The organism is Lactobacillus sp. wkB8 (assembly GCF_000761135.1).
Classification (GTDB): Bacteria; Bacillota; Bacilli; order Lactobacillales; family Lactobacillaceae; genus Lactobacillus; species Lactobacillus helsingborgensis.
In genome coordinates this window covers 1,747,980-1,773,785 of the sequence record NZ_CP009531.1, presented here as the reverse complement: position 1 = coordinate 1,773,785, position 25,806 = coordinate 1,747,980, and the positions used below count along the sequence as shown (strand labels likewise).

Annotated in this window: 21 protein-coding genes; 8 read left to right on the top strand and 13 right to left on the bottom strand. The window is 36.1% G+C overall.

Annotation, left to right across the window (positions count from 1 at the left end; genetic code table 11):
* Nucleotides 1-86: 86 nt before the first annotated feature.
* The 5 genes from LACWKB8_RS09065 to LACWKB8_RS08215 all read right to left on the bottom strand — a co-directional run bounded on the left by LACWKB8_RS09065 (nt 87) and on the right by LACWKB8_RS08215 (nt 8,651).
* A complete protein-coding gene (locus tag LACWKB8_RS09065; protein WP_052059693.1) occupies nt 87-1,319 on the bottom strand; it encodes a BspA family leucine-rich repeat surface protein in 1,233 nt (410 codons plus the stop codon).
* 143 nt (nt 1,320-1,462) lie between these two features.
* Nucleotides 1,463-3,961 (bottom strand): BspA family leucine-rich repeat surface protein, encoded by a 2,499-nt coding sequence (locus tag LACWKB8_RS08230; protein ID WP_038524490.1) that lies wholly within the window; start codon nt 3,959-3,961, stop codon nt 1,463-1,465.
* A 366-nt stretch (nt 3,962-4,327) separates the two neighbouring features.
* Nucleotides 4,328-5,425, bottom strand: a complete 1,098-nt coding sequence (locus tag LACWKB8_RS08225) for a leucine-rich repeat domain-containing protein (RefSeq protein WP_038524487.1) — start codon at nt 5,423-5,425, stop codon at nt 4,328-4,330.
* A gap of 156 nt (nt 5,426-5,581) precedes the next feature.
* A complete protein-coding gene (locus LACWKB8_RS08220) occupies nt 5,582-7,450 on the bottom strand; it encodes a MucBP domain-containing protein (RefSeq protein ID WP_038524484.1) in 1,869 nt (622 codons plus the stop codon).
* Nucleotides 7,451-7,697: 247 nt separating this feature from the next.
* A complete protein-coding gene (locus LACWKB8_RS08215) occupies nt 7,698-8,651 on the bottom strand; it encodes a class A sortase (protein ID WP_038524481.1) in 954 nt (317 codons plus the stop codon).
* A 255-nt stretch (nt 8,652-8,906) separates the two neighbouring features.
* Here LACWKB8_RS08215 and LACWKB8_RS08210 point away from each other — a divergent pair, with 255 nt between their 5' ends.
* The 3 genes from LACWKB8_RS08210 to LACWKB8_RS08200 all read left to right on the top strand — a co-directional run bounded on the left by LACWKB8_RS08210 (nt 8,907) and on the right by LACWKB8_RS08200 (nt 13,342).
* Nucleotides 8,907-9,776 (top strand): PRD domain-containing protein, encoded by an 870-nt coding sequence (locus LACWKB8_RS08210; protein WP_038524479.1) that lies wholly within the window; start codon nt 8,907-8,909, stop codon nt 9,774-9,776.
* A 144-nt stretch (nt 9,777-9,920) separates the two neighbouring features.
* Nucleotides 9,921-11,882 (top strand): beta-glucoside-specific PTS transporter subunit IIABC, encoded by a 1,962-nt coding sequence (locus LACWKB8_RS08205; RefSeq protein ID WP_038524476.1) that lies wholly within the window; start codon nt 9,921-9,923, stop codon nt 11,880-11,882.
* Nucleotides 11,883-11,896: 14 nt separating this feature from the next.
* A complete protein-coding gene (locus LACWKB8_RS08200) occupies nt 11,897-13,342 on the top strand; it encodes a glycoside hydrolase family 1 protein (protein ID WP_038524474.1) in 1,446 nt (481 codons plus the stop codon).
* 111 nt (nt 13,343-13,453) lie between these two features.
* Here LACWKB8_RS08200 and LACWKB8_RS08195 read toward each other — a convergent pair whose 3' ends face one another.
* The gene (locus LACWKB8_RS08195; RefSeq protein ID WP_038524471.1) at nt 13,454-14,893 is read right to left on the bottom strand and encodes an FAD-dependent oxidoreductase; all 1,440 of its coding nucleotides are present in this window, start codon (nt 14,891-14,893) and stop codon (nt 13,454-13,456) included.
* Nucleotides 14,894-14,897: 4 nt separating this feature from the next.
* Complete coding sequence (locus LACWKB8_RS08190) at nt 14,898-16,139, bottom strand: MFS transporter (RefSeq protein ID WP_038524468.1); 1,242 nt, start codon at nt 16,137-16,139, stop codon at nt 14,898-14,900.
* 105 nt (nt 16,140-16,244) lie between these two features.
* On the opposite strand from LACWKB8_RS08190, the gene LACWKB8_RS08185 reads away from it, so the two are divergent.
* Together LACWKB8_RS08185 and LACWKB8_RS09060 are read left to right on the top strand one after the other, a co-directional pair.
* Nucleotides 16,245-16,493, top strand: a complete 249-nt coding sequence (locus LACWKB8_RS08185) for a LysR family transcriptional regulator (RefSeq protein ID WP_052059692.1) — start codon at nt 16,245-16,247, stop codon at nt 16,491-16,493.
* Between the two features lie 30 nt (nt 16,494-16,523).
* Nucleotides 16,524-17,147 carry a substrate-binding domain-containing protein gene (locus LACWKB8_RS09060; protein ID WP_371211460.1) on the top strand — a complete coding sequence of 208 codons (624 nt, stop codon included), beginning with the start codon at nt 16,524-16,526 and terminating at the stop codon, nt 17,145-17,147.
* A gap of 63 nt (nt 17,148-17,210) precedes the next feature.
* Here LACWKB8_RS09060 and LACWKB8_RS08180 read toward each other — a convergent pair whose 3' ends face one another.
* On the bottom strand, nt 17,211-18,059 hold the full coding sequence (locus tag LACWKB8_RS08180) for a helix-turn-helix domain-containing protein (RefSeq protein ID WP_038524465.1): 849 nt from the start codon (nt 18,057-18,059) through the stop codon (nt 17,211-17,213).
* Nucleotides 18,060-18,163: 104 nt separating this feature from the next.
* Here LACWKB8_RS08180 and LACWKB8_RS08175 point away from each other — a divergent pair, with 104 nt between their 5' ends.
* The gene (locus LACWKB8_RS08175) at nt 18,164-19,420 is read left to right on the top strand and encodes an MFS transporter (protein ID WP_038524462.1); all 1,257 of its coding nucleotides are present in this window, start codon (nt 18,164-18,166) and stop codon (nt 19,418-19,420) included.
* A gap of 409 nt (nt 19,421-19,829) precedes the next feature.
* On the opposite strand, the gene LACWKB8_RS08170 is transcribed toward LACWKB8_RS08175, so the two are convergent.
* The 3 genes from LACWKB8_RS08170 to LACWKB8_RS08160 form a co-directional block, all read right to left on the bottom strand.
* Nucleotides 19,830-20,162, bottom strand: coding sequence for a type II toxin-antitoxin system PemK/MazF family toxin (locus LACWKB8_RS08170; RefSeq protein WP_038524459.1), 333 nt, complete (start codon nt 20,160-20,162; stop codon nt 19,830-19,832).
* Nucleotides 20,156-20,407 carry a hypothetical protein gene (locus tag LACWKB8_RS08165; protein ID WP_052059690.1) on the bottom strand — a complete coding sequence of 84 codons (252 nt, stop codon included), beginning with the start codon at nt 20,405-20,407 and terminating at the stop codon, nt 20,156-20,158. Before LACWKB8_RS08165 ends, LACWKB8_RS08170 begins: the two co-directional genes overlap by 7 nt.
* Before the next feature lie 157 nt (nt 20,408-20,564).
* The gene (locus LACWKB8_RS08160; protein ID WP_038524456.1) at nt 20,565-21,803 is read right to left on the bottom strand and encodes an MFS transporter; all 1,239 of its coding nucleotides are present in this window, start codon (nt 21,801-21,803) and stop codon (nt 20,565-20,567) included.
* A gap of 149 nt (nt 21,804-21,952) precedes the next feature.
* Here LACWKB8_RS08160 and LACWKB8_RS08155 point away from each other — a divergent pair, with 149 nt between their 5' ends.
* Nucleotides 21,953-22,882: a hypothetical protein gene (locus tag LACWKB8_RS08155; RefSeq protein WP_038524453.1), complete on the top strand. Its 930-nt coding sequence runs from the start codon at nt 21,953-21,955 to the stop codon at nt 22,880-22,882.
* A gap of 317 nt (nt 22,883-23,199) precedes the next feature.
* Here the strand turns inward: LACWKB8_RS08155 and LACWKB8_RS08150 are convergent, their stop codons facing one another.
* Nucleotides 23,200-24,453, bottom strand: a complete 1,254-nt coding sequence (locus LACWKB8_RS08150) for a Fic family protein (RefSeq protein ID WP_038524450.1) — start codon at nt 24,451-24,453, stop codon at nt 23,200-23,202.
* A gap of 150 nt (nt 24,454-24,603) precedes the next feature.
* Complete coding sequence (locus LACWKB8_RS08145; protein ID WP_122052583.1) at nt 24,604-25,290, bottom strand: IS3 family transposase; 687 nt, start codon at nt 25,288-25,290, stop codon at nt 24,604-24,606.
* A gap of 100 nt (nt 25,291-25,390) precedes the next feature.
* Here LACWKB8_RS08145 and LACWKB8_RS08140 point away from each other — a divergent pair, with 100 nt between their 5' ends.
* Nucleotides 25,391-25,597: a hypothetical protein gene (locus LACWKB8_RS08140; protein WP_038524448.1), complete on the top strand. Its 207-nt coding sequence runs from the start codon at nt 25,391-25,393 to the stop codon at nt 25,595-25,597.
* Nucleotides 25,598-25,806: the final 209 nt, after the last annotated feature.

The window sequence follows — 25,806 nt, the reverse complement described above, 5'->3', positions numbered from 1 at the left end:
GATCATTGATAGACAAAAAATACTCATTAGTAGAATACTAATGAGTATTTTTAGAGACTTATATAAATATTGTATTTAAATAAAATTTATTTTATACCTTTATTAATGTAATTACCATAATCGATACTACCATTATAATTAGCCATTAGCTCGTCTGATGTCCACAAATCTCCATTATCACTTATCCATTTTCCTGGTGTGTCAAGACCAGTATTGGCCATCATACATTTCTTACCAAGTACAAGATTGTGTAAGTTACTTAGTCCAGTAAACATATTCATTTTTAACATCGCATTAGACATATCAAAATTGCTAATGTTCAATGTATTTAAGTTCTTGCAACTCTTGAACATCCAGGCGAACAGTCTAACATTTGAAGTATTAAAATGAGATAAATTTAATTCTTTTAAGTTTATACAATTAAAAAACATTCTCGCCATATTCTGTACTTTAGAAGTATCAAATTTGTCTAAGCCTTTGATTGCAGTTACCTGAGAATCAAAAGAGAACATGCTTTCCATATTGTTAACGTTAGCAGTATTGAAATTACTTACATCCAGTTGAGTCAGTTTAGAACAACCATTGAACATATACGACATATCAGTAACGTTAGAAGTGTCTAAATTAGAAAGATCTAAGTTTGTTAAACTTGCACAGCCATCGAACATGTGTGAAGTGTCAGTGACGCTGTATGTTTTACCTGGTTGGAATATCTTATTTAAATCTAAGTTTTCCAAAGATTGACAATACATAAACATTGAACTCATATCAGTAACTTGAGTTAGGTCGACATTTTCAAATCCATTAATAGTTTTCAAGTTTCTGTATTGTGCAAACCACTGTGAAGCACTACCCTTGATAGTTAAATGGTCTGTAAAGTTAACTGTTTGTACATCGTTGGCGTTGAAAACGTAGGTAAGATCATCCCAATCTACTCTTAAAAGATGTAAGTCAGTAACCATACCGCCGATATTTACTGGGTAATTAGTAATAGTGCCTCCACCTATAGAGAGTGTATGGGTATCTGTATTAAATGAAACTTTAATACCCATCCATTCACCTGTTTTGATAGTATCACTCTTAGCAGCTTTGGCAGAATCGAATTTGGCACTATCATTTTTAACCGTAGGTGTATTATTTTTAGCCTGATAATTTAATTCAGCTTCTTTTGTATTAACACCATTGGTTGAAGGATAGTCACCATTAACGGTAGCAGCTTGAACTGGCTTTGTGGTTACACAAATCATGCCTAAAACTGCAGCTGCTATGCTACTAAATAGCAGCTTTTTACCTTGTTTGATAATTTTGTGTTTATTCATTTTCCTCATTCTTTCTTTAATAACATACACAATTCAATATTAGTATATGACCATATATGAGTTAAATCAAGACTAAATAAATATATATTTGTTGTTATTTATAGTAAAAAACTCACCAGTATCTTGCTGATGAGTTCTCTAATTTATTTAATTTTCTTACGACTAAACCATGCTGCACCTAATGCGCCAACTAAAGTTAAGCTTCCTAGCGCAAGCAGAGCTAGACTGGAATGCTTATTAGTACCTGTCTGTGGTAAAGCAGCAGCTTTTTTACTTTTAGCAACGCTTGAAATGCCTTGCTTTTTAGACAAATTGCGACTTGCTGTTTGCTTAGTAGGATTTTTCTTTTCCTTTCTCTTTTTGTTCTGCTTAGGTATTTTAGTAGGGGTATTAGGCTCATTAATATTTGGTGTATTGTTTGTACCTATCTTAGTATAAATATAAGTTACATCTTGCGGGAAGGTGCTAAAGAATCCTGTAGCATTATCTGGTCTCGTCTTTAATGTATAGCCGGAAATATTTTTAGCCCCAGTAGTATAGCCATCGCCAACATAGCCGCTCAGTATCTCATCGGGAGCAATAGTATTACCAAATTCGTCTTTATAGTGAACAGTTACATCTGCTGCTTTAACTTTATTTTCGTTATTAACAGGGTTTTTAGTATAAATAAAGTCGACGGTTTGATCCTTATCGGAGTAGCCAACTGTTGCTTTATCAGTTCCAGGCTGTTTAGCGCCATCAATGTTAATTTGCTTAATGGTGTAACCAGGTATTGGTTTTGGAATAATATCTTTTTGATCACCATAAAGTACACCATCAACTTTTTCCGTCATAGGCTTATTATCTTTATCAAGAATGGGCTTTGTATCACCTTTTTCGTCCACAAAGTATAAATAATTAACCGTAATAGGTTTACCTGTTGCCCTGTCATAAACGAAGTAAACATCTTGTTCGTGATCAGTAAATGTGACTGTGACTTTGTCATTACTAGATTGTTTATCATTATTGACAAAAATGGAATTGATAGTATAACCATATATATTTCTAGTATTAATAGGATCGCTGGTTTTACCGTTATCACCTGCAACCACATAGTCATAAGATTTTCCGTCTTTATCTAAAATTGGTTGTCGTTTTCCTTCTTTATCAAGGTATACGTAATGAATTTTTACAGGGTAGCCATCATAGAACCTGATATAAGTATCGTGATCCGTGTTACCATTATAATTATTCATTAAATCGGTGGAAGACCATTTTTTACTCATTTGTGGGTTCTCTTCAGTACCATTACCAACATTAACCCATGTTCCTGGTGTATCAAGATTAACATTGGTATTAGTATCATTGCTGTAAAATTTGCAATTCTTACCCAGTACTAATTTTCTCAGAGCAGGTAACTTACTTAGAGCATTTTTAATCCCATTAGACTGTATAGCTTGCGACATATCAAAGTTTTCAATATTTAATTCTTCTAATTTTACACAGTCAGGAAATTTAGTGACATTGTCCTCACTGTTACTAAATATTTCTTTCATATTAATAACAGATTTAGTATAAAAACTAGAAAGGTCTAATTTTTTGAGGCTTGAGCACTTGGCAAACATGTGATTCATATTTTGTAAACTATCAGCTGTAACATTTTTTAAATTTAGTTCTGTTAAACTTGAACAAGCATAAAACATGTTTTGCATATCAATTACAGCAGAAGTATCAATAGAATCAGGTAGAACTAGTTGTTTGAGGTTATAGCACCCCATAAACATCTGCGATAAATTGGTTAGTTTTCCCTTTCCAATTTTCATTTTGCTTAAATCTATGGTCTCTAAACCTGGGCAGTTTTCAAACATTTGGGACATATTAGTTACATTGGAGGCATCTAATTGGTCTAGTCCCTCAATCGTGGTTAACATAGGGCAATCAGCAAACATGCTAGACATATCAGTTACATTGGAAGTGTCTAAATTGCCTAATCCTTCAATCGTGGTTAACCTTGGTAATTTAAAGAACATACTACGTAATGTACCTGTAACTGTAACAGGGCCTTCAATAACTACTTTTTGAATTTGATCGGTTGTCACTAAGGTGTTATGAAGTTCATCAGTGAACCCTGAGGCAACATTGGCAGATTCATTGGAAGAAGTCTGAGGAATATTAGCAGATTGATTACCCTTAATGGTCAATGTATTTTGACTGAAGGTAGCATCAGCTCCATACCATTTTCCATACTGAATATCAGTACTTTTTGTTGCTATTACGTGTTTACCTGTTTTCGGTTCTTGAGTGTTATTTGGATAATTTCCCTTAGAAATAACTTTACTGGAATTAGTATTACTGTCTATATTGTTATCTGACTTGCCTGCACTGGTATCACTGACGGTATTTTGATTGTCGCTGAGATGACCAGTGTCATCGTTAGCGGCAGCTTCACCCACAGTTCTTGAATTTGTTTCGGTGGTCTCTGTTTGGTAGTTCAACTTGGTCTTGACTGCTCTGCTCGCAGTCTTCTTCGTGGCACGGTTGCCATTTTGATTAGCTGCCTTCACCGTCTGGGGTTTGGCATTAATTAAGCCCAAAGCAGCTGCGGCTATGCCGCCGAGCAATATTTTTTCTCCTTGCTTGTTAGCATTCTTATGTGTATTCATATAATTCCTCTTCTAAACTGCATATTAATATAAGTTTAGTATATGGCTGAGCTTATTAAAAGTCAAACTAAGCCAAGCTAGACCAAAAAACGCTCTATATCTGATAATACAAACATTTCCCTATTATTTTTAGGGCTCAAATAGCTTAGTCAAATACTTTTGCATTAGTTTTATACATAACTCTGGTTAACGAAAGCTTTAGTAATATTTTATGAGTCTTAAATTACTTGTTCTTTACTAGATAAAATGAAAGCAGGCGCTTTGCTTAACTAGTTTTTAGCTAAAATAAAAAGAACTACTTTCCTTAAAATAAAGTAAGTAGTTCTTTAGCGTTAATTTTATAATAGTCTAAATAATTGGTCTAAACTAGTCAACCACCATGAATGGAACTATAAACCAACCACCTTCGCCAGCTGAACCTGTGTATTTAACTGTCATGTAAAGCATTTCACCAGTATTAGGTGTAAGTCCGCTTATATTCCAAGCTACTTGTTGACCATTTACTACGCCTGGATTGTCCCAGTCACTTACATAATAACGAACATAACTGTCTTGACCTTTAGGATCATTTGCAATCCGAAGTTGCATAGGTTTACCGTCGATACCAGTAATATTATTGTAAGCAAGAGTAAGTGTAGGTGTACTTGATTTCGATACATAATATCCATTGGCTTCTACAGTTTGGAAGTAACCTTTAACATTAGAACTGTCTAAATTAGGATCTTTACCTAATGGTGAGAAGTCTGTAATATTGTTATATGAAAGATATACTGCAGTTAATTTTGGCTTGTTAGCTAATGCAGAAATGTCGTAGATACTACTTTGTTGGAAATTAACACTCTCTAAATTAGTCAATTTTGCCAATGCACTAATATCAGATAGTGCACTGTGTAATAATATATTTTGCATGCCAAAGTATTTGATATTGAGGTTTGTATCTGGACCTAAATCAATAGTTTCTAGATTGGTGGCGAACTCTAATCCCTTCAAAGATTTAATACTTAAAGCAGCTTCATAAAATTCTTTACTTTCACTACCACCCTCAAATATTTGAAGATATTTGAGGTTAGCTAAGTCATCTTTAGTAATTTTATCTACACTTTTTGCATCACCATATAAGTTATAGGCAACTACTTCTTGCAAGTTTTTATCAGGCATCCAAGCATCAACATCGTTTGAAGCTTTTGTTGTAACTTTACCTTTAACTCCATTTGGCGCTTTAAAAGGTCTAGCTTTCTTACTTGGTGCTAATGAAGGGGTGAGAGTTTTTCCTTTTGCATCAAAAGCAGTTACAGGCTGTTTAGTAGCAGTTTTCGTTAAACTACTTGCAGCCAGTGTGCTTCCAGATACGCTGTCAGCCTTAACTGCATGTGGGCCACCAACAACTAGTGCCAGTGCAGCAGCAGTAATTCCACTAAATAGCAATTTCTTGCTTTGTTTACTTAGTTCTATGTGTTTATTCATAATTTTTACCTCTTAAATTATTAACCAATAACAATTTACACTATCATTGTATATCCATAATATAATAATTTCAAGATGTAACAACTATACTTTTCTAAAATAGTATATAAAAATACACTCAATAGAGTGCATTTATACTTTGATTGAGTGTAATTTTTATTTTCTATTCTTCCTGTTATAGTATATTAGCGTTAATCCTAAAATGCTAAATAACGATGCTAAACCTAATATTAACAGCAAAAACTGCCACTTATTTTTTGTTTTTGTATGCGACTGCTGGGCTTTTTTCTTCCTATTATTAAGTGTTTTTATCTTATTAGTTAGATGATGGTATGACCTGTTTTTATATTTTGGTAAAGGCTTGTTATTAGCCACTTTTTTATCGCCGATAATATCCTTAGTATAAATATAGGTCAATTTCTGTGGCTTTTCCTTAAGGGTAATTTCTGTGGCATTTAGCTCGCTTTTAGTACTTAATCCGTTTAAATTTTTGGACTGAATAGTGTATCCTGGTAACTTTAATGTATGAACCACTTGCTGGTCGTTAACAAAGCCACTCAGTATTTCATCCGGAGCCACTTTTTTGCCCTCAATGTCTTGATAATGAACAATCACATTCGAAACCTTTTGCCTATTATAATAGAAGGTAATTTCCTGTGGCTGATTATTTAGTAAAATAGCAACGCTGCCAGGATGATGAGAAATACCATTATGATCAATCTGATAACGACTAGGAGTATAACCTGAGATTTCCTGTGGTTTAACGATTTTTTGCTCACTAAAAACGCCGCTAATCGTAGTTGCGGGAGCAATGGTCTTACCATTTTCGTCTTGGTAATGAACGGTAATATCTGCTGCTGTATTACGGTTATAAAGCAAAAAAATGTCTTGCGGTTGGGCGGTAATAGTAGTGGTTAGTGAACCTTGATTTAATGGCGTTTTAACCCCATTGACCAGCTTAGCTTCAATCGAATAACCGTTAAATGTAGGAACTGGAGCAGTACAGCTGTTATTAATATCACCATACAACTTTTGTTCACAAGCAATTGTATTATCAGCATCATCTTTAAAATGGAAGGTAATGGGTTGTCCGCTAACAATTCTGAAGGGGATGATGTACCAGCCGGAAATCAATGGCTTTTGTGTAGCACTATTACTATGAAACTTAATGGTCATTGCAGCATTGCTATCCGGCTTTAAGTTTGTAAGATCCCACGTCACAGTTTGCTTACCATTAACTTGCCCCACATGTTCGTCCCAATTGCTGCAATACTGCTTGATGTTGCATCTGGCGCCGATATGCTTCCCAGCTTCGATCTTGATCGGCATACTTGCACCATTAAGATCTAGCAACTGATAAGGTCCAGAGGTGTAAGAAAATGTTCCGCTTGTGATATGGACCGGTTCAGCCATTATAATCTGCTTTTTCAGTTCAATACTGCCGCTTGCAAGCAGTTGCTTATTTGCTTTTAAGGGTGAAAAATCACTTATTGCGTTATATGACAGATTGAGTTGCATTAACTGCGGCTTATTTGCTAACGCAGAAATATCAGCAATGCTGCACATTTCTAAATTAACACGGGCTAGTTTAGTCAGGTTTTGCAGTGCCGAAATATCTATTAAGCTTGACCTGCTAAAAGTACGGTGGAGCCACTCATGATTAAGCTGCCGGTCAGGAGCAAGGTTAAGTTTAACTAGATTAGTTGCGTATTCTAACCCAGCCAGTGATTTAAGCTTTAAACGTGACTGATATTCACTAGGGGAAATAACGTATTGTTTCCTGCCTTGAACTATAGTAGTTTCACTTGCTGCAATAAGATTAATTTCTGTTAAGTTGGCAAGGTCTTCTTTAGTAACTTGATCTAATTTCCGCCCTAAATTAGCAGCCACGATTTTTTGTAAGACTCTATCAGGCATCCAATTGGAAATTGCGTTGGGGTCAATATCAAAATCATAATTTTTAGTTTTTAGTTCAGGTTCAGATGCCTTTTCTGGGCTGGCAGAATTTTGATTTTTGGTCGTCATTAGTCATCATCTTCTTTACTGATTCAATTAGCAGTAATTTAACATTTTTAATAGCGTTTACTTTTACGTAATAATGATTAAATAAAATTATTTATGTGAAAATCAAATATTAATATTAAGTATTAAAGTAACCGCAACCATATACTATCCTAATAATACCATCTTAACCCCAGTATAGCATGTATTTAAAAAGCTGACTATTTGAAATAAGTAATTTTATTACCTTATATAACTGATGCTAAAGAGCCTATTTAAAAAGCCAGATACGAGCTAACCGCCAGAAAATAAATAATATAAAAATAATATTAAAGGTAATGATTACTGTTCTGATTAAAGTCATGTTTTGGAAAAATTTAGGCTGTGCTTCTGCACGTACTTTAGTAGTCTTTTGAACTGTTTTGCGCCCATTGCCAGTCGTAAGGGTCACGTGTTTCTTTTTATTAATTTGCTTTGGTTTAGCAATTAATTCGCTAGCCGCCAGATTATGCTTAGTAGCCTTCATTTTGCCGATTAAATCACCTTGTGCAACAGTGCGGTGCTGTCCATACCCATACTTAGAAGTATTGAAATCAGAACAGGTAATAAGGGTAATCATGCTCTTATCCTGCATGTTGTTTTCAACTTCAACTTGTGTAGGTTTAATGGCAAAAGAAATTCTTTTAATTTTATAAGTATAAATATGGTGTAAATTTGTCACATAAATGAGGTCACCGGGATGTGCCAGATGCAAATTATCTAAAACTGCAGGGCCGTATGAACCCATATAGTGTCCTGCAAGTACATAATTATTGGCACCGCCCATAACGCGATCGGGCAGGCAGGTAACGACACCGTATTCTAAATTTTGGTTTTGATCACCGTAACCGGCAAAGAGAGGATTGTGAATATTAACAGCAGGAATAGCAATGCGACCTATAGCATAGGCCTTAATTTGCTTTGCTCTCAGAACGCTGGCTGCACTGACTGATTTGGTTTTGCTGGCATCATAACTTGTTTTGCGTTTTTTATTTATATCTGCTTTTTTCTGTGTTAAAGTGGTATTTGCTTTTTCCGCATTTTGCTCTACAACGTAGGAATTACCAAATCCTGAACCGAAAAAAATCAAGGTAACTCCAATATAAAAAAGGGCACTTAAAAGTAAGACGCGTATTGTAGACCATATTCGGCCTTTTAATGAAAGTTTTTGCTTTTTACTTGCCATTGAATTGTTTTCCTTTAAACTTATGTAGTGCTTTCAGATACTATTTAAGTATAAATCGGTTTAAAGCACAATTATTTATCTTGAAATGAAACACTTATAAAAAATAATCAAATAAGTATTGAGATCGCTTTAATACTGATTTATAATGTAAGCGTAAGTAGTCGTGTTACTGATTCGATCAGGCATTAACCTATGAACAATACTTATTATTGGTATTGTTTGTAGGTTTTTTTATTGAAAAAAGGAGTAAGTTGAGTGAAATTTATTAAGAATTTTAACAACAACGCTGCTTTAGTGTCAGATGAATCCGGAGTAGATTGGGTGGTGATTGGCAACGGGATTGGCTTTGGCAAAAAAACAGGCGATTCCATTGATGAGGACAAAATTTCGCGTCGCTTTATCGCTGTCGAAAAGAACATTAAAATGGTTGACAGTGTGAGAGATATTGATCAGCGAACATTGGCGTTAACTACTGCTGTGATTAATTTAGCGAGCCAAAAATTACAAATAACTTTTTCCGATTATCAATTTTTGGTGTTAGCCGATCATATTGATTTTATGTTAACCCGAGCTGATGAAAATATTGAATTAGGCCAAGATACATTAGGCTGGGAAATGCAAAAATTATTTCCCAAGGAATATAATACAGCACAAGATGCTCTTGAGTTAATAAAGAAAAAAACCAAGCTGGAATTTCCCAAAAGTGAAGTAGCTTATCTGACATATCACTTTATTAACGCTGGTTCTGGTCAAACCAAACTGCAGGATACAATTAAAATTACTAAGTTAATTCGCGGCGTAATTGATATTATCCAGTACCAATATGGTATGCAGCTTGATAATGAATCATTCAACTTTAACCGTTTTATGACACATTTACGTGCTTTTATGGTGCGGCATATGTGTGGTGAATGTGACAAGGACTCTGGTAGTGAGCTTGATAATTCTTTAATTGAACTAATGAAGGTCAAATACCGAAAGGCATACGATACTGTCCAAAAAATCGACACGTACTTATACAATCAGGCAGGCTGGCAGTTGCAGCCTGATGATCAGGTATATTTAACCCTGCATGTATGGCGGGTCACGCATAGGCAAAATGACAACCATTCAGAAAAGGATTAATTCTACCTTATTTTAATAATATTTAGTTTAAACGGTGTGTTACTGTTTACAGGCATTAACCCGAGAACTTTAACTGGCAACCTGACAATTTATCTTGTTAAGGTGTTTCTTGAAGTTCTCGGGTTTTGATTTTTAGGAGGAAAAATGGCTTACGAAGATCTAAGTCGTGAAATTATTGCCGATATCGGTGGTAAAGACAACGTAGTCAGTGTAGTTCACTGTACTACACGTTTACGTTTTAAATTAAAGGACATGAAGAAGGCAAATGATGACAAATTAAAAGCCACTGATGGCGTAATATCTGTTGTCAAGTCCGGTGGACAATACCAAGTCGTTATTGGTAATAATGTCGCTGATGTCTATGATACTTTGGTTAAAGTAGGTGGCTTCGCAAATGGCGGCAGCGTTTCTGATGATGACGTTGACAACAGCAATATGAGCTTAGCTGATAAATTTATTGACTTGATTTCCGGTATTTTTAATCCACTTCTGGGTGCAATGTGTGCTGGTGGTATGATTAAAGGCTTTAATGCAATGTTTTTGGCTTTTGGTTGGCTATCAGCAAGTTCGGGAACTTATGTCATCTTGAATGCTATCGGTGACAGCTTGTTCTACTTCCTGCCTATTATTTTAGGAATTTCTTCAGCGAAAAAATTTGGTATCAACACGTATTTAGGTGCCACTATTGGTGCTGCTCTTTGTTATCCTTCAATTGTGTCGATGGCAAGCAGTAAAACTGCATTATTTACTGTATTTAAGGGCACATTCTTAGAAGCACCTGTTCATATGACTTTTTTGGGCATTCCGGTAATTTCAATGAACTATACCACCTCAGTTATTCCGATTATCATTGCGGTATGGTTTGCTTCCAAAGTGCAAAAGGTTGCCCGTAAGATCATTCCAGATGTTGTTAAAACTTTCTTAGTACCATTTATCGTTTTATTAGTTACTGTTCCAATTACATTCCTTGTTATCGGACCAGTTGCAACTTGGCTAGGTAACGGAGTTGCGGAAATTGTCAGTGCAATTTATAACTTTAGCCCAGTGATCGCTGGTATCTTAATGGGTGCTTTCTGGCAAGTATTTGTCATCTTTGGCGTTCATTGGGGCTTTGTGGCAGTTATGATGACTAACATTGCTGCTATGGGCTTTGACCCGATTATTGGTTTATCATTTGCTGCATCATTTGCACAAACTGGTGTAGTTTTAGCTATGATTTTCCAAACTAAAGACGAAAAGACTCGCAGTATTGCTATTCCAGCATTCGTATCAGGTATCTTCGGTGTTACCGAACCAGCTATTTATGGTTTAACATTGCCACGTAAGAAGCCATTCATTCTCAGTTGTATTGCTTCTGCTGTTGGTGGCGGCTTAATTGGACTCTTTGGCACAAAAACTTATTTGATGGCTGGAATGGGTATCTTTGCAATTCCTTGTGCTATGGGTAAAAACGGCATTGACATGGGTGTCTATGGCTTAATGATTGGTATGGCTGTAGCAATCATCTTAGGTTTTGCCCTACAAATGATTTTTGGTAAAAAGAGCGTTGATGGTAATTTGGCAGAACAAGCTGCTGTGAGTGCGACTGCTACGTCAGCCGCAACAAATGATTCTGCTAATTCTGACACAGTTAAGGCAGAAGTTTCGTATAATAAGGAAGAAGAATTAGTTGCGCCTATCAACGGTCAAGTTGTTCCTTTAAGCGATGTTAAAGATGAAGTCTTTTCCAGCGGCTCAATGGGTAAGGGTATTGCAATTGAACCTCAAGAAGGCAAGGTTTGCTCACCTCTTGACGGAGAAGTAGTAATGGTTTTCCCAACAGGACATGCAATTGGTCTTAAATCGACCAATGGTGCAGAAGTAATGATTCATATTGGTATGGATACCGTTGAACTTGAGGGCAAAGGCTTTACAACCTTAGTTAAAAAGGGTCAAGCTGTGAAAAAGGGTGACCCACTAATCAAATTTGACATGGAAGCTATTAAAAAAGCCGGCTTTAAGCTGACAACTCCAATTGTCGTTACTAATTCAAATGAATATCAGGAAATTACTGCAATTGCCGATGGTACAATAACTATAGGCACTGCTTTATTAGATTTAAAATAATGGAGGAGTAAATCATGGTTACAAATAATTTTCCTAAAGGCTTTTTATGGGGCGGTGCTACCGCTGCTAACCAATTAGAAGGTGCATACCAAGAAGGAGGCAAGGGTTTATCTTTGCCTGACGTTTTACCTGGTGGCAAAGACAGAATGAAAATCATTGCCTCACCTGATTTTGATTTTAAGATAAACCCAGACTACGTTTATCCTAATCATATTGGTATTGATCACTATCATCATTACAAAGAAGACATTGAGCTTTTTGCTGAAATGGGCTTTAAGTGCTACCGCTTTTCAATTGCCTGGTCTAGAATTTTTCCTAATGGGGATGAAGAAACTCCTAATGAGGAAGGCTTGAAGTTCTATGACGCTCTAATTGACGAGTGTTTAAAGCATGACATTGAGCCTGTAATTACTATTTCACATTACGAAATGCCGCTGCATTTAATTACTGAATACGGCAGCTGGAAGAACAAGAAGCTGATTGACTTTTACGAGCGTTTTGCCCGCACTGTTTTAACCCGCTACCAAGATAAGGTTAAATACTGGATGACTTTCAACGAAATCAACAGTGCCGCTCACTTCCCAATTATGGGTCAAGGTCTCACTATCAGTAATGGTGCTGGCGACAAGAAGAATGTTTACCAGGCTTGGCATAACCAATTTGTTGCTAGTGCGAAGGCTGTTAAGATTGGTCATGAACTTAATCCTGATATGAAAATTGGCTGCATGATTTTATATGCTACAACATACAGCTACGATTCTAATCCTAAGAACCAATTGGCTTCATTGCAAGACAATCAGGCTAATAACTTCTTCTGTGCCGATGTTCAAGTTAGAGGACATTACCCAGCTTACACTAAGAGTTTATTGGCTCGTCAAGGAGTACAGTTGGCAGATATTGACTACAATGATGAGGAATTGGCATTATTAGCCCAATATCCAGTTGATTATATTGGTTTTAGTTATTACATGTCATCTGTAGTTGATGTTACCCATGAAAACCAAGAAACTACTAACGGCAACTTGATGGGCGGCGTTAAGAACCCATTCTTAAAGAGCAGCGATTGGGGCTGGCAAATTGACCCAACAGGATTAAGAATTGCCCTGAACCAACTATCAGATCGCTATCAAAAACCTGTTTTCGTTGTTGAAAATGGTTTGGGAGCTGTGGATAAGCCAGACGAAAACCACTATGTTGCAGATGACTACCGGATTGATTACTTACGTGAACACATCGAGGCTATTTCTCAAGCTATAGACGATGGTGTTGATGTTATGGGTTACACTCCTTGGGGCTGTATTGACTTAGTCAGTGCTTCAACGGGTGAAATGTCCAAGCGTTACGGCTTCATTTATGTTGATGAAGACGATGAAGGCAACGGCAGCTTTAACCGTTACAAGAAAAAGTCATTTGACTGGTACAAGAAGGTAATTACTACTAACGGCGCTGATTTAGCGTAAATGCTAGCGGAGATACCTCTCAGCTTATGTGAATAAACCCACGTAAGACAGAAAAAAGCGTGCTTTTGAGCACGCTTTTTTGTTTTCTAATTATCTTAATTAGTGCTTATTTTATAAATCAGCTGTCAAATTTTTAACAGCGTTTCTGGCTGAGTAAACGCAGTAGCCGGCATGACTACCAGGAACTTTAACTCCATAGGTATCGCCATAAATTACGCCTGAGCCATCACTGCCGATTGCATATAAATGCTCAATAGGCTGACTCTTGTTGTCTAAGACTTCATTATGCAAGTTGACTTTTAGACCATCTCCGGTTGTAAAAGCACCAACGCCCAATTCTATTGCGTAAAATGGTCCTTGTACAACCGGTAGGAGAAACTTTTTATCCTTACCAAAATCAGTGTCAACGCCTTTTTCAGCAAGATCATTATAATGATGAACCGTTTCTTCCAGATTAGGAGCAGCGATCTTCTCTGCCAGTTCTGCCAGCGTTGAAGCAGAATTCATAAAGTCATAGTTCTTAGCGATAGCCTCTTTTACATTTTCACGTAAGTGCGGATAATTTGGCAGTTCATAAAATGGGTGTAAATCTAGCGGGAAACCTTTATCAGTAAAATCATCAATAGTCTTTTGGTCTAGAATGGCAAAAACGCGGTCTTGCCGAATCATAGCGTTACCCTCGTTAGCCCAGTTACTTACGCAATCATATTCATTGGTAAAACGATTGCCACTTTCATTTACCCAGAGAATAGGCTCATCACAAACAGCACTACCCAGATCCCATGATGCAAATTCGTAAGTCGGAGTTTGCGAGTCGTGAATCTGACCACCAAAGTTCATTGTCATGCCAGTAAAGAAGTGTTTCGCCCCCTGTTTCCATGCCATTTTGAGACCGTCACCGGTTGACTTGCCGGAATTAACGGGAACGATCCGTTCAGGATTAAACTTGTTGGCATTTTCCATTATTTCTGGATTGTTTAAATATCCACCAGTAGCTAAAATTACGTTTTTGGTTTGTAAAGTAATTTCCTTGTCTGCAGCTAAGTCTTGGGCAATCACAATCCAACTGCCGTCAGCGTTATGCTTTAAGTCAACTGCTTGAGTAGAGGTTTTAATCGCAATATTATTTTTTTCAACATACGGCTGTAAAGCTTCATGGATTGCTTTGTTCCCATGACCTGTGAATAAGTGCCAAGTTGGCAAATCAGTGCCCATTTCTGTAACTTTGTCAAACTGAACGCCGTGCTTTTGGAGCCAGTCAACATTTTCTGCAGAGTGGTCAATATAATGGCGCCACATTTCATGGTCAGCCTTATAGTGTGAATAATCCATTTCCAACTGGAGAATTTGCTCACGGTTAATATCAATTCCTGCTTCTTTTTGCAATTTCGATTCTGCCGCAAAAACACCTTCAACATAATTACCAGTTCCGCCAGTTGTTCTGCCTTTTTCTAGTACTAGGGCAGTTAAATTTCTGTCTGCAGCTTCTGTGGCTGCAGCGAAACCTGCAAGACCGCCACCGATAATAATCACGTCATATTTTTTAGTCATAATATTATTCTCCTTTATTTTCAAATCTTAAGCGGAATTTTGGCCCAATTATAGGGATGATTAAAGCAATGAAATAAATTATTGCTACTACAATGAAAACTACTATGAATGAATTGCTGCCTTCATAAATGTAACTAAAGACCGGAGTGGCAAATGCGCCTATCACACCTGTGATGGCACTAACATTGGAGTAACCAATATCAAAAGCCGGCCCAAACATTTCGGCTCCAAAAACTTGTTCACCAGTTCCCATGACCGTAGCACAAGCAGTAGAGAGAAGGGCAGCGGAATATAGTAAAACAAAGGACTTAGTTTTAGCTGCGAGTATGAATAACACCATTGCTGCTATTGGGCACATTAACCACACGGCTACAGCTCTACTGCCCCATTTATCTGTAGTAATACCAAAAAGTGGGGTAATGAAGATTTGGGTTGCACTAACTAAGGTAATAATAAAACCCCCAGCAGTAGGTCCAAAACCACTACGAGTTGTGAAAACCGGAATTAAACTTTGAATATTGCCTCCAAATTCGACCAAAGCATAGAATAGTAGAACTAAAACAAAAGCCGCTGAAAAAACGACAGTCTTAGTTTTAATTTGTGGCGCTGCTTGCTCAGGCGCAGCAGTGGAATTATTTTGAACCTGATCAGCTCCGTATGCTTTAAGTCCTATGTCTTCAGGTCTTAATTTCATGATGCAGGCACCAAGTAAACCGATAACCAGGCTAATACCGCCCAGTGTTAAAAGTGCTGAGCGCCAACCTAATTTAGTGATTAAAATTGAAGTAAAAGAACTGGAAAACATTAGGTAAATGGAAACAACAACAGCGCATAATGAAAAAGCGAAATTTTTCTTAGCGATAAACCAATTATTGACTAAAATGCCTTGGACAATGTATCCCGTGAAGGCACAGCCTAGCCCAATGACTACGGCGGTTAAATATAAAACAGCCAGATTACGGGCTTGTGATAAAATTGCTACCGCTGCTGCCGTCATAATTACAGCCAGTGCCAATGCCCAATTGAATTGAACTTTTTTAATAAAGTGCCCTACTAAAACAAACCCAAATGACATGGAAATGATAGTAATGGTCATAAAGTACGAGACTGCCGATAATGGTGCATGTAATGCGTGTACTAAAGGATCCAAAAACAGACTCATCATGACAGTATAGGTATTAGCTATAACCGCGCACATCAGTCCAGAAAATAAGACGATTAACCACGGATAAATTTTCTGTTTCATTTATTAAAATTACCTCCTTAATGAATTTAATCACATAGTATCATTGCTAAAGGCGCTTTCTTAACGCATAATGGAATAAGGTAGTACCAAAAGGAATAATAAATTATGAATTTCTCACAATTGCGTTGCTTTATCTATGTTGTTGATAATTTAAGTTTTACTGTGGCAGCCCGTAAATTAGACTTTTCTCAATCTGCTGTTTCTAAAAGCATTAAGGAACTGGAAAAAGAAGTTAATGTGAAATTATTAGATCGTTCACCGCATAAATTAATGGTGACTGCTGCCGGCAAATATTTTTATCAAATTGCCTTAGATATTTTGAAAAAAAGAGATAGTGCAGTAGATTACATGTAGCATAAGTCGGTTGCTTCTGATCTCACTCACATAAGGATAGGGATGTCAGCTAATCCCTTGGAGCACTACATCATTCCTTTGTTCTTGCAAAAATTTAACTTGCAATATAAAAACTATGATTTTACTTTTATTATTAATTTTTTAGTAGATTATTTATCCCAGCTGCAAGAGCGCAAGATAGATATGGCACTTTTAACTAGTGACGTCATTAAAGACTCAGATGATGTCATTTTCAGACCCTACGTTCCAGTCAAATATTGGGTAGCATTGCCTTCCGGTCATCCTCTAGAAAGGCACGAAGCTATTACCTTTAGCCAGCTTTATCAGCAAAAAATTCTTCTGCCATATACAGACCGCTCTTTGCCTGATATATTCCGCTTAAATCAAACTTTTTTAACTAAGCTCGGTCCCGATCAGGTCAAATGGGTGGATGAATACTTTTTAATGTATGATTTTATTAAAGCAAGACAGGGTATTGGGATAATCCCTAATTTTTGCATTAACAAAAATATCAATTTTGTTTCCTACCGTCCTTTAAAATATAAGAGTAATTGTTCTTACGGCTTGACCTATCTTAAAGACGGTAAGCCGCATAATATTGGCTGGATTAGCACTGCACTGGAACAGGTAATTAAGCAAAACATTATTAACTAACAATAAAAAACTGGTTTCAGATAAAGATTGAATACCAGTTTTGCTGTTATAAGTTTAATTTTTTCAGGTGTTTTCCTGCACAATTTTTTGCAACTGTTTACTAAACTCTGTCATGCCGATTAAAGAAAATTCTTCTATTTGCCTTGCGCTATTATCCAGATAAAGCTGTTGGGGATCAAAATGATAGTTAATCATGTTCTCCAAAAATAATAAAGTCATCTTACTAAAGCAGGTTAGTGGCCGGGTGTGAATCTCAAGGGATTTTTCCACCAACTGCTTGGCTTCCTTATACTTGTTTTTTTCCAGACACATACTAATCATATTGATTAATATTCCCAACACTATAAATTGTATATCGTCATTAGTGCTATCTTTAAATTGTTGAAAAATTTTGTTAGTAATAATCATGTCACTGGCAAAATCATAAAAAACCATGCAATTCAGGAAAATTTTGATAGTTTTCCAGTCGAAATTCTCTTCATTAAAGAATTTATTTTTTAGTTGCTGGATTTCTGCAGCACTTAATTTTTCTTTATTACCATCGATAATAGCTAGGATTGAGTTTACACTTAGCATTAACTCATTTTTACTTGCAAGCCCACTACCTGCGATAGCCTGCTTGATTTCTTTTAGGCGCTTAATATCAAAATTATAATAAGCGTCTGTCATTTGGGCATTAATCTTCTTTTTGAGATTATCTTCACTTTCAGCTTGGTAATCAAGCTGTTTAAAAAAAGCGGCAATTTCAACATGATTTTGCCGTAATAATTCAATTAGGTCTGCCGCCGAAATACGCGTCAGGTCTTTTTCTACTTTAGAGTAAAAAGAGGGACTAATAACATCGCCAATCCATGCACGTTGAGTTTTCCCAGCTTCTAAACGGTATTGTCTAAGTAAAGCACCTATAGTCATAATTTGACCTCATCAATTTTTTGTTTCATATATGACACTTTTCTATTCTCAATTTTAGCTTAAGTACAATTGAAAATAAAGAAAGCTAAAAAGGAGAAAAAATTATGACTATCTTTTTTAAAAATAAAGAATATCGCAAGTTTTCAATTGCCAGTATTTTATCCAGTGCGGGGGATATTTTATTCTATTTAGCGCTGATGACTTATGCCAGTCGGCTCAAAAATTATTCGCTGGCCTTGTCATTAATTGCTATTTCGGAGTCAGTTCCCCGGCTGTTTTCTAGTGTTGGTGGCTATCTAGCTGACAGGACGCAGAACAAATTTCAAAAAATAGTCTGGATGGCCCTGATCAGAGGAGCGCTTTATTTACTGGTTGGTTTTCTTTTTAGCCAGAATATTGCGGGTTGGAATTTAGTAATAATGGTTATTATTATCAACTTCATTTCTGACACGGCTGGAACTTATTCCAGTGGTTTAACAACACCTTTAGTTATCAGTCTGGTAAAAAAAGATGAAGTGGGAGAAGCTGAAGGTTTCACTGGTGGTATGTCACAGGTAATCACTTTGATAAGTCAGTTTGTTGGATCAGGACTTTTGTTATTCATGTCATATTCTACGCTGGCTGTAATTAACGGCCTGACCTTTATCTTGGCCGGCTTGATCTATTACAATATTGCCAGAAGTAAACGTAAAAATGGTATTGCAACTATTACGCAGGAAGTTGATGATCGCGGCTTTTGGGCTACCTTAGCCTTAGCATTAAAACAAGTCAAAAAAGCTGCAGGTTTAATGACGACCGTGTTGGTAATTGCGGTCTTAAATGGCGTTTTAAGCACTATTGAACCACTTGTTTCCATTGTGGTAGCTGGCAATCGGCAAGTAATGGTTATCGGTACCTATAGTTTTACGATTGCGTTGGTAGGTGCTATGGTGGGAATAGGCACTGCTTTAGGCAGTATTATCGGTACCAATCTATTTAAAAAAATTAGTCTCTATGCTGTTATTTTGTTTGCGAATGTTGCTGGTGCCAGTGTCATAATTGCAATCTTAAACAAAAATATTTGGGCTTGTTTAGTAACTTGTTGCTTTTTGGGCTTCTTTTTGGGAGCCGCCAGTCCGAAATTAACGCAGTGGATGGTAGGAGCAGTTGACCACACAATTTTGGCGTCTTCTGTTGGTCTGATCAATACAATTCTACTAGTTGTTAGTCCTCTAATGACCACTGCCTTTACTACTCTATCAGCTGTGACCAACGTGCAATATTCTCTTCTAGGATTATTGTTTATTAGTATTCTGCTTCTTGTTATTACAGTTGTAGTAATGAAAAAATCCGCCAAAAAAGGGGAACTAACAACTATTTAGCTGGTATTTCTTTCTATGCAGATATAAAAAACCACCAAGATAATGAAGTGCATCCCAAAATTAGAACACTTTATTGGTTATAAACTGAGAACTAATTGCCGCTATTCGATCGGAATTAGTTCTTTTAGTTTGGTCTTAATTAAGTAGAACTAATTTGATAATCATGTTAGAGATAATAAATTATAATTTTATCTTGTTTAGATAATTTAGATATAAAAAAGCTCCAAAAGTTGGATAATTTTTGGAGCTCAGTACAGTTTTTGTTTTTTAAAAAATGAAACTAAATTTGTTCTAATTTTTTTATTTTAGCTTCGTCTAATCTTACTTTGATATTGCCTTTCAATCTGAAAGCTGGATCTATTGCCCTAACATGCTGCAGCATGTAGTTATCTACAGAAAGACTGCTTGGCTAATCTTTCTGAAAAACTACTTTTACAATTTTGAGTATCTTTTCCATATAGTCATCAGGTAGTTGCTCTAAATATTGAAATGATTGATTATGATAATCGATTGTAACTAGCTGATCTAGCATGACTACGCCTTTTGTTTGAGATGCAGCAGGTAATTCTTGATATAAGGGGTAGAGTCTTTTAGTAGTTGATATAGGAGCAAACACAGCAATATGAGCGTATTTTTCAACCCCTTTATAGCTTAAATATAAATAAGGTCGTTTGCCAGATTGTTCATGCCCCTGTTTAGGACTTAAATCCATTAATAGAATAGATCCTTGCTTAATTACCATTTTTCATTTCCTTTTCTCTCATCTGGTAACTTAATTTCAGTATCAAATTCTTCACCTGAATAATCTTTAAAAAGTTCTTCAAAAGTTAAATCAGGTGTATCATCTTGCTTTGACATTATTACTTTGTTGTCCTCAATTTTAAAGTTTAACTGATCTCCTATAGTAGCGTTTAATGCTTGCAAGACTGCTTGGTTTAATCGGATGCCTTTAGAATTACCCCATTTAGATATAGTAGCACGAATCATAATTGCCCCCTGTAAAAAAATAAACAATGTATATCCTAAAATGTAATAAAATTATACAATGTTTATCTACGGAGATCAAGCAAAACAAAAAAGCATCCTGAACGAAATATGATGTGACCACCAAAATTAGGATACTTTATTAGTTGTAAGTTAGTTCTTATTTATTAGGACTTTTTCTTAAACTGAAAAAGATAATCAGAATAAAGTTAATCAGTAGGGTAAAGCCTGTAGTCCAGAAAACTGTAGCGTAGTTGAACAGTCCCGAGATAGTGGAGCCCATAAGTGACCCAAACACAGAACCAACTGCTTGAAAAGACTGATTGTAGCTAAAGATACGACCAAAGCTTTCGGCTGGAGTGTTCAGAGTCAAAACGGTCTGTGCTGCCGGTAACATGGCAGCACTGGCAATTCCGAGCAGAAAACGCAATCCTGCCAGCACCCAAGGTGAGTGTGTCAAAGCCATAGGAATAAAGAGAACAGCTCCTACAATCAAACCTAGGCGTAATATCTTCAGAGGACCAATTTCATCCATTTTATGACCAATTTTGGAAGCAGCTAGCAATGTTCCCAGTCCCGGTGTAGCAGCTACGACGCCCGCCACAAATGCGATGTTTTTGCTATTAGGCATCATTGATTTAACGTATAAAGAAACAATCGGATCAATTGACATGTTGGCAGCCTGAACTAAGAGTGTGGTAAAGAACATCACCACAATCAATTTAACGTTAGGTAGAGAACGCATAATTTCCTTCATCGGCTTCATTTCTGCTCGAGAAATTGGAGTGAAGTTTTCGTGAACTAAAAAAGTTGAACCTAAGAAAACAAGTACCATTAAAAAGCCGGTGATAAAGAACGGAATGCGGTAACCCCAGACTCCGCCGAGCCAATTGCCAAAGAAGTTTGACAATACCCCACCTAAAAGTGGACCTACCAAGTTTCCTGCCGTACCGGCAGTCATCATTTGGCTCATGACCCAACCACTTTTTCTATGAGGGGTTTCTCCCGCAATTAAAGCAGTGGCATTATTAATGTATCCAGAAAAGGCACCTTGAATAAAGCGCATGACGATAATATAAAGAGCATTAGGTGCAAAACCGGTAGCAGTGATGGTTAAGGCCATCACACCGGAGGCACGCATACACATTAATTTACGCCCTTTTCTGTCGGCCAGATTGCCCCAATAAGGTGAAACTATTGCTTGGGCAATAAAAGTCATAGCAAACGCAAGGCCGGAATACATACTAATCTGTAATTTGCTGTAGTTTCCCAGGTCAGCGATAAATAATGAAATGAAGGGCATTGTCATGGAGTAGCCCATGCCTGTGATAAAGCAGCCTAGCCACAAAGTAACAAATGCCTTGTGCCAGCCAGCTGGAAATTTGTCGGAAACTGTCAAAACGTCCTCGCTTTCTTTTTAATATTTTCCTAAAAAATACGATATCTTTTATATTTTAGCACAATAAATTTGCTAAGAATTTGCTAAATAGATGATATTTTCATCTTAAACATGATAGGATATTATTTCTGAAAGGAAGAGATGCCGGTATGGAAAGAGATTCACACATAACAAGGCAGGAATATCGCCAAAAACACAGCCAAAAATCTCGGTCTAATGCAAAAGCGACTTCTAAGGTAACGCTCAAAGAGCATAATAACCTTCAGACTCGCGGTGATTACCGACATTTGAAGCTAAACTTCTGGGATATATTTGCAGACCGACCATACGTTGCGGTGGCAATTGTGGTACTCGCCATATTTTTGATCATGGCTAAGTTGTGGTGGCTGCTGGTTGTACTTGCGATCGTTGTTGCAATCGGTATCTTTGTAATTGGTCGCAGCCACCACCCTGACCGTGTACTAAGTTTAGAATTTAAGATGAAGTCGTCCAGAAAACTAAGCATGCTGCGGGCATTGCAATTTGGCGGCTCAATTGTGATGTTTTTAGCTACTTATATGAAAAAAGTAGTTACCGTTAATTTCACTACAGCTGGCTCGACTGACGGCTTGCAGGTGATTCAGGGAATTTTGTCTAATCGTGGCGGTGTATATGGACAACAGGGGTCGTATTTTCTGAGTTTATTGAATACCTTAACCGGCGGACAATTGTGGGGTAAATACCGTTATGCCACTAATAGTGCCCAAATGATGAGCAGTGGTGCAGGACGACTAATTATTATGTGGGTATTGCTTTTGATGATTGCCCCAGCATTTTGTGTTTTAGCACAATTTTTCCGTGAACCATATTCACGTAACACGGCTTTAGTAGCTTCAATCATAGCGACTGTGAGTTTTGTGTTAACCCCGCGTTTACTAAGTAAGTGGATTGTAGAATATGCGGTAGAAAATCGCATGGCCAGCAGCCAAGCCCAAGCTGCTATCAGTGTGGGACCAATGGCTTACGTTGCGATGCTTTGCGCGCTTTTAGTTTTGGTTATTTCTGTTTACCGGGTCATTAAAAAGGACATCTTCGTTTAAAAATCAGAAAAAAGTTTTAAATTAAAAACCAGCTTTTTGTGCTATAAGCTGGTTTTTTATGATTTTCAAAGCTGCTTTTTCAAAGCAGTTTATTATATTTGTATACAAAATTTGCTTTTGCTTTTACTTAATATTGTAAAAAGTATAGGGAGTGTCAATAATTCCATTTACACATAATTATTGACACTCCCGTCTAATGCAATCGTAAAAAACTTTTTTAATATAATTATAAATCAAGTCATATTGTGGAAATTTTATTCTAGAATGATTTCTTTTAGGGTACATTGCTATATTTTGAGATAGTTAACTGGACTATCTTAGATATTCAAACCAATTTTATCTAAAAATTTACCAGTTAACTTTCTTTTTTTTGGCCTTCCTTTAACAGTTTTAATTAAACCCTCTTTTTCTAAATCTTCTATAGCAGTTTTTACTTTTTTGGTTGATATTTTTTCTGTACTTTTGATAAAACTGATTAAACTTGTGTCTTGAACGCTGCCATCAAAACTGTTGAATAAAAATGACTGTGCATATACATATAAGATATTGAATTCAAAGTTGGGATAATCAAAATCTTCTAATTTCTTTTTGACAAAATTTAAAATGTTATAGTCATCTTTTAAATTACCCAGGACATATTTTTGTCCAGAAACTAAGTATTTTAGCAAACTGATAACGAATAGTGTGATTTCACCGTAATTTTTTTCATTTTCAACTTCTTGAAATTCTTTATAATACCTTGCCTTTTTTTGAGTGATCTGATAAGAAAAGCTGACAGCAGTATAAGGATCAACTTTTTTTCCAATATAACTACAAAAGAGATACCTTCCTAATCTACCATTGCCGTCATAAAAAGGATGAATATATTCAAAATAATAATGGGCAACACAGGCCTTTAAAATAGGATCATATTTATCCAAATTAATAAATTTTAGCCAATTTTCTAATTGCTGATTTATCTCATCTTCGCTGTTTTTGGGAAGATGAACAGTTTGGGTAGAGTTGCCAATTCTGACAAAGCCATCCCGAAATAGCTTGCCGTCAGGTAATTCGCTTTTTGCTATTTCACCTTTTAATAAAGAGTCATACAATGCTCTGATGTCTTTTAGCTCATTAAGTTGATATGTTTTGCCATTTTCAATATCAAAATACATTTTAGCAAAAGATTGGAAACGCACAGTTTTATTGTGATTATTAATATTTTCTACGGCTCTGTTAATTTCCTTTGTAGTAGAAGCAACATTTTCAATATCATTTGTACCTTTAATTTCTTTAATTAACAAATCAATGAAAAATTGCTCTCTGGCAACACCGGGAAGCTTGTCAATGAGTGCTTTGATTTGAGCGGAGTTCTCTCTAATGATAGTTAGCAGTGAATTATAGTTTTCAATTTGTACCAAAAAAAGTGGCAATTGTGTAGGTATTCTAATTTGTTCTCGCACATCTATGGGGTTTATTGCTAACGGAAACTTAATCGTGCCATAGCCATTAAATCTTTTGTTAAATTCGCTAGTAACTGGTTTGCCTGGATGTTGGTAAGAATAAATTCTCAATAAGTGATATTTTGACATAATTTGATTTACCTTTCTAACTATAAATTCAAAAAACGCCACTTTTTGAATTTATTTTTGATTATACACTATATTTATTAAAAATATAGTGTTTTTAGCAATAAAAATAAAAAGGTAACAAAAAACACGAAATAAAACTGGACGTTAGTTTTATATCATTTTACTTAAGGCTTGATTCCGATATTGAATCGGAGTTAAGCCTTTTAGTTTGTGCCGAATTCTATCTTCATTGTAATAACTTATCCATTCTTTCATCGCCTTAACCAATTGTTTCTTAGTATCAAAGTGATGTGTAAAATAATTCATTTCAACTTTCATAATGTGAAAGAAACTTTCCATAGCTGCATTATCATGACATGTAGCTCTTCGTGACATGCTTTGAAATACTTTATGTTTTCGTAAAGCATGTCGATATGGATTAGATTGATATTGAATTCCTTGATCACTATGGATTGTCATTCGATAATTTAATAGCTTTGGTCTTGCAGTAAACACTCCCTCTAATCCTTCTAGAACATATCTTGTTAATGGACGATCGGTGATCGTATAACTAATAATTTCACCGCTGAATAAGTCCTTAAATGGCGATAAATATACACGATCACGGATAGTCATGTTCCCATATCTAAATTCACTAATATCAGTTACGACCTTTTGATATGGTCTATCAGTCTTAAACTTTTGATGGAACCGATTCTTAGCTTTCTTATTTTGTGGACCCTTTGAAGAATCATATTTACCGGCTCTCAGATTATATTTATTAGCTCCTAAATTGTTCTCACGCATTAAGCGTTGGACACGTTTATGATTAATCATTAGGTGATAAGTCATCATCATAATTTTCGATACTTTGAATAGCAGAAAACAGCTTATTTCTTAAATTAATAGCATAGGACAATAAAAACAATTCAATTTTAAAATAAGGATAGTTACTAAGATGACGAAAGAAGGGAAAGAAGACAAGCAAAAAGGCTTATTGCATTATTTGATGATTTATTTATGTAGCAGCTACGCCAATATTGTGCACCTCAAAGCTCGACGGCTGCCTAACCAACCAGATCAAGTACTGTGCCACAAGCAAAGCAATTTTATCTTTCTAGTGATGATGCACCTTGGATTAGAGAAAGGGTTAAATATTACCTAATTGTAAGCTTGTTTTAAATTGCTTTCACTTATTGAAATATTGTCGTAAGGCTGCTGTTAATACTAAAATAGCCGCCACTTATTGTTTATATCACTTGGGGCTTTAAACAGTCAACGCGACAAAGTAGAATTATATTTTAAAACGCGTTATAGTGATCGAGCTTTAACATTACCCAAATCGAGATGTTAAAGAAGGTCAAAACTTATATC

What these genes read in the sequence shown, in the direction of transcription:
- LACWKB8_RS09065 (WP_052059693.1), bottom strand. Translation starts at nt 1,319, where the DNA reads ATGAATAAACACAAAATTATCAAACAAGGTAAAAAGCTGCTATTTAGT.
- LACWKB8_RS08230 (WP_038524490.1), bottom strand. Translation starts at nt 3,961, where the DNA reads ATGAATACACATAAGAATGCTAACAAGCAAGGAGAAAAAATATTGCTC.
- LACWKB8_RS08225 (WP_038524487.1), bottom strand. Translation starts at nt 5,425, where the DNA reads ATGAATAAACACATAGAACTAAGTAAACAAAGCAAGAAATTGCTATTT.
- LACWKB8_RS08220 (WP_038524484.1), bottom strand. Translation starts at nt 7,450, where the DNA reads ATGACGACCAAAAATCAAAATTCTGCCAGCCCAGAAAAGGCATCTGAA.
- LACWKB8_RS08215 (WP_038524481.1), bottom strand. Translation starts at nt 8,651, where the DNA reads ATGGCAAGTAAAAAGCAAAAACTTTCATTAAAAGGCCGAATATGGTCT.
- LACWKB8_RS08205 (WP_038524476.1), top strand. Translation starts at nt 9,921, where the DNA reads ATGGCTTACGAAGATCTAAGTCGTGAAATTATTGCCGATATCGGTGGT.
- LACWKB8_RS08200 (WP_038524474.1), top strand. Translation starts at nt 11,897, where the DNA reads ATGGTTACAAATAATTTTCCTAAAGGCTTTTTATGGGGCGGTGCTACC.
- LACWKB8_RS08195 (WP_038524471.1), bottom strand. Translation starts at nt 14,893, where the DNA reads ATGACTAAAAAATATGACGTGATTATTATCGGTGGCGGTCTTGCAGGT.
- LACWKB8_RS08190 (WP_038524468.1), bottom strand. Translation starts at nt 16,139, where the DNA reads ATGAAACAGAAAATTTATCCGTGGTTAATCGTCTTATTTTCTGGACTG.
- LACWKB8_RS08185 (WP_052059692.1), top strand. Translation starts at nt 16,245, where the DNA reads ATGAATTTCTCACAATTGCGTTGCTTTATCTATGTTGTTGATAATTTA.
- LACWKB8_RS08180 (WP_038524465.1), bottom strand. Translation starts at nt 18,059, where the DNA reads ATGACTATAGGTGCTTTACTTAGACAATACCGTTTAGAAGCTGGGAAA.
- LACWKB8_RS08175 (WP_038524462.1), top strand. Translation starts at nt 18,164, where the DNA reads ATGACTATCTTTTTTAAAAATAAAGAATATCGCAAGTTTTCAATTGCC.
- LACWKB8_RS08170 (WP_038524459.1), bottom strand. Translation starts at nt 20,162, where the DNA reads ATGGTAATTAAGCAAGGATCTATTCTATTAATGGATTTAAGTCCTAAA.
- LACWKB8_RS08165 (WP_052059690.1), bottom strand. Translation starts at nt 20,407, where the DNA reads ATGATTCGTGCTACTATATCTAAATGGGGTAATTCTAAAGGCATCCGA.
- LACWKB8_RS08155 (WP_038524453.1), top strand. Translation starts at nt 21,953, where the DNA reads ATGGAAAGAGATTCACACATAACAAGGCAGGAATATCGCCAAAAACAC.
- LACWKB8_RS08150 (WP_038524450.1), bottom strand. Translation starts at nt 24,453, where the DNA reads ATGTCAAAATATCACTTATTGAGAATTTATTCTTACCAACATCCAGGC.
- LACWKB8_RS08145 (WP_122052583.1), bottom strand. Translation starts at nt 25,290, where the DNA reads ATGATGATGACTTATCACCTAATGATTAATCATAAACGTGTCCAACGC.
- LACWKB8_RS08140 (WP_038524448.1), top strand. Translation starts at nt 25,391, where the DNA reads ATGACGAAAGAAGGGAAAGAAGACAAGCAAAAAGGCTTATTGCATTAT.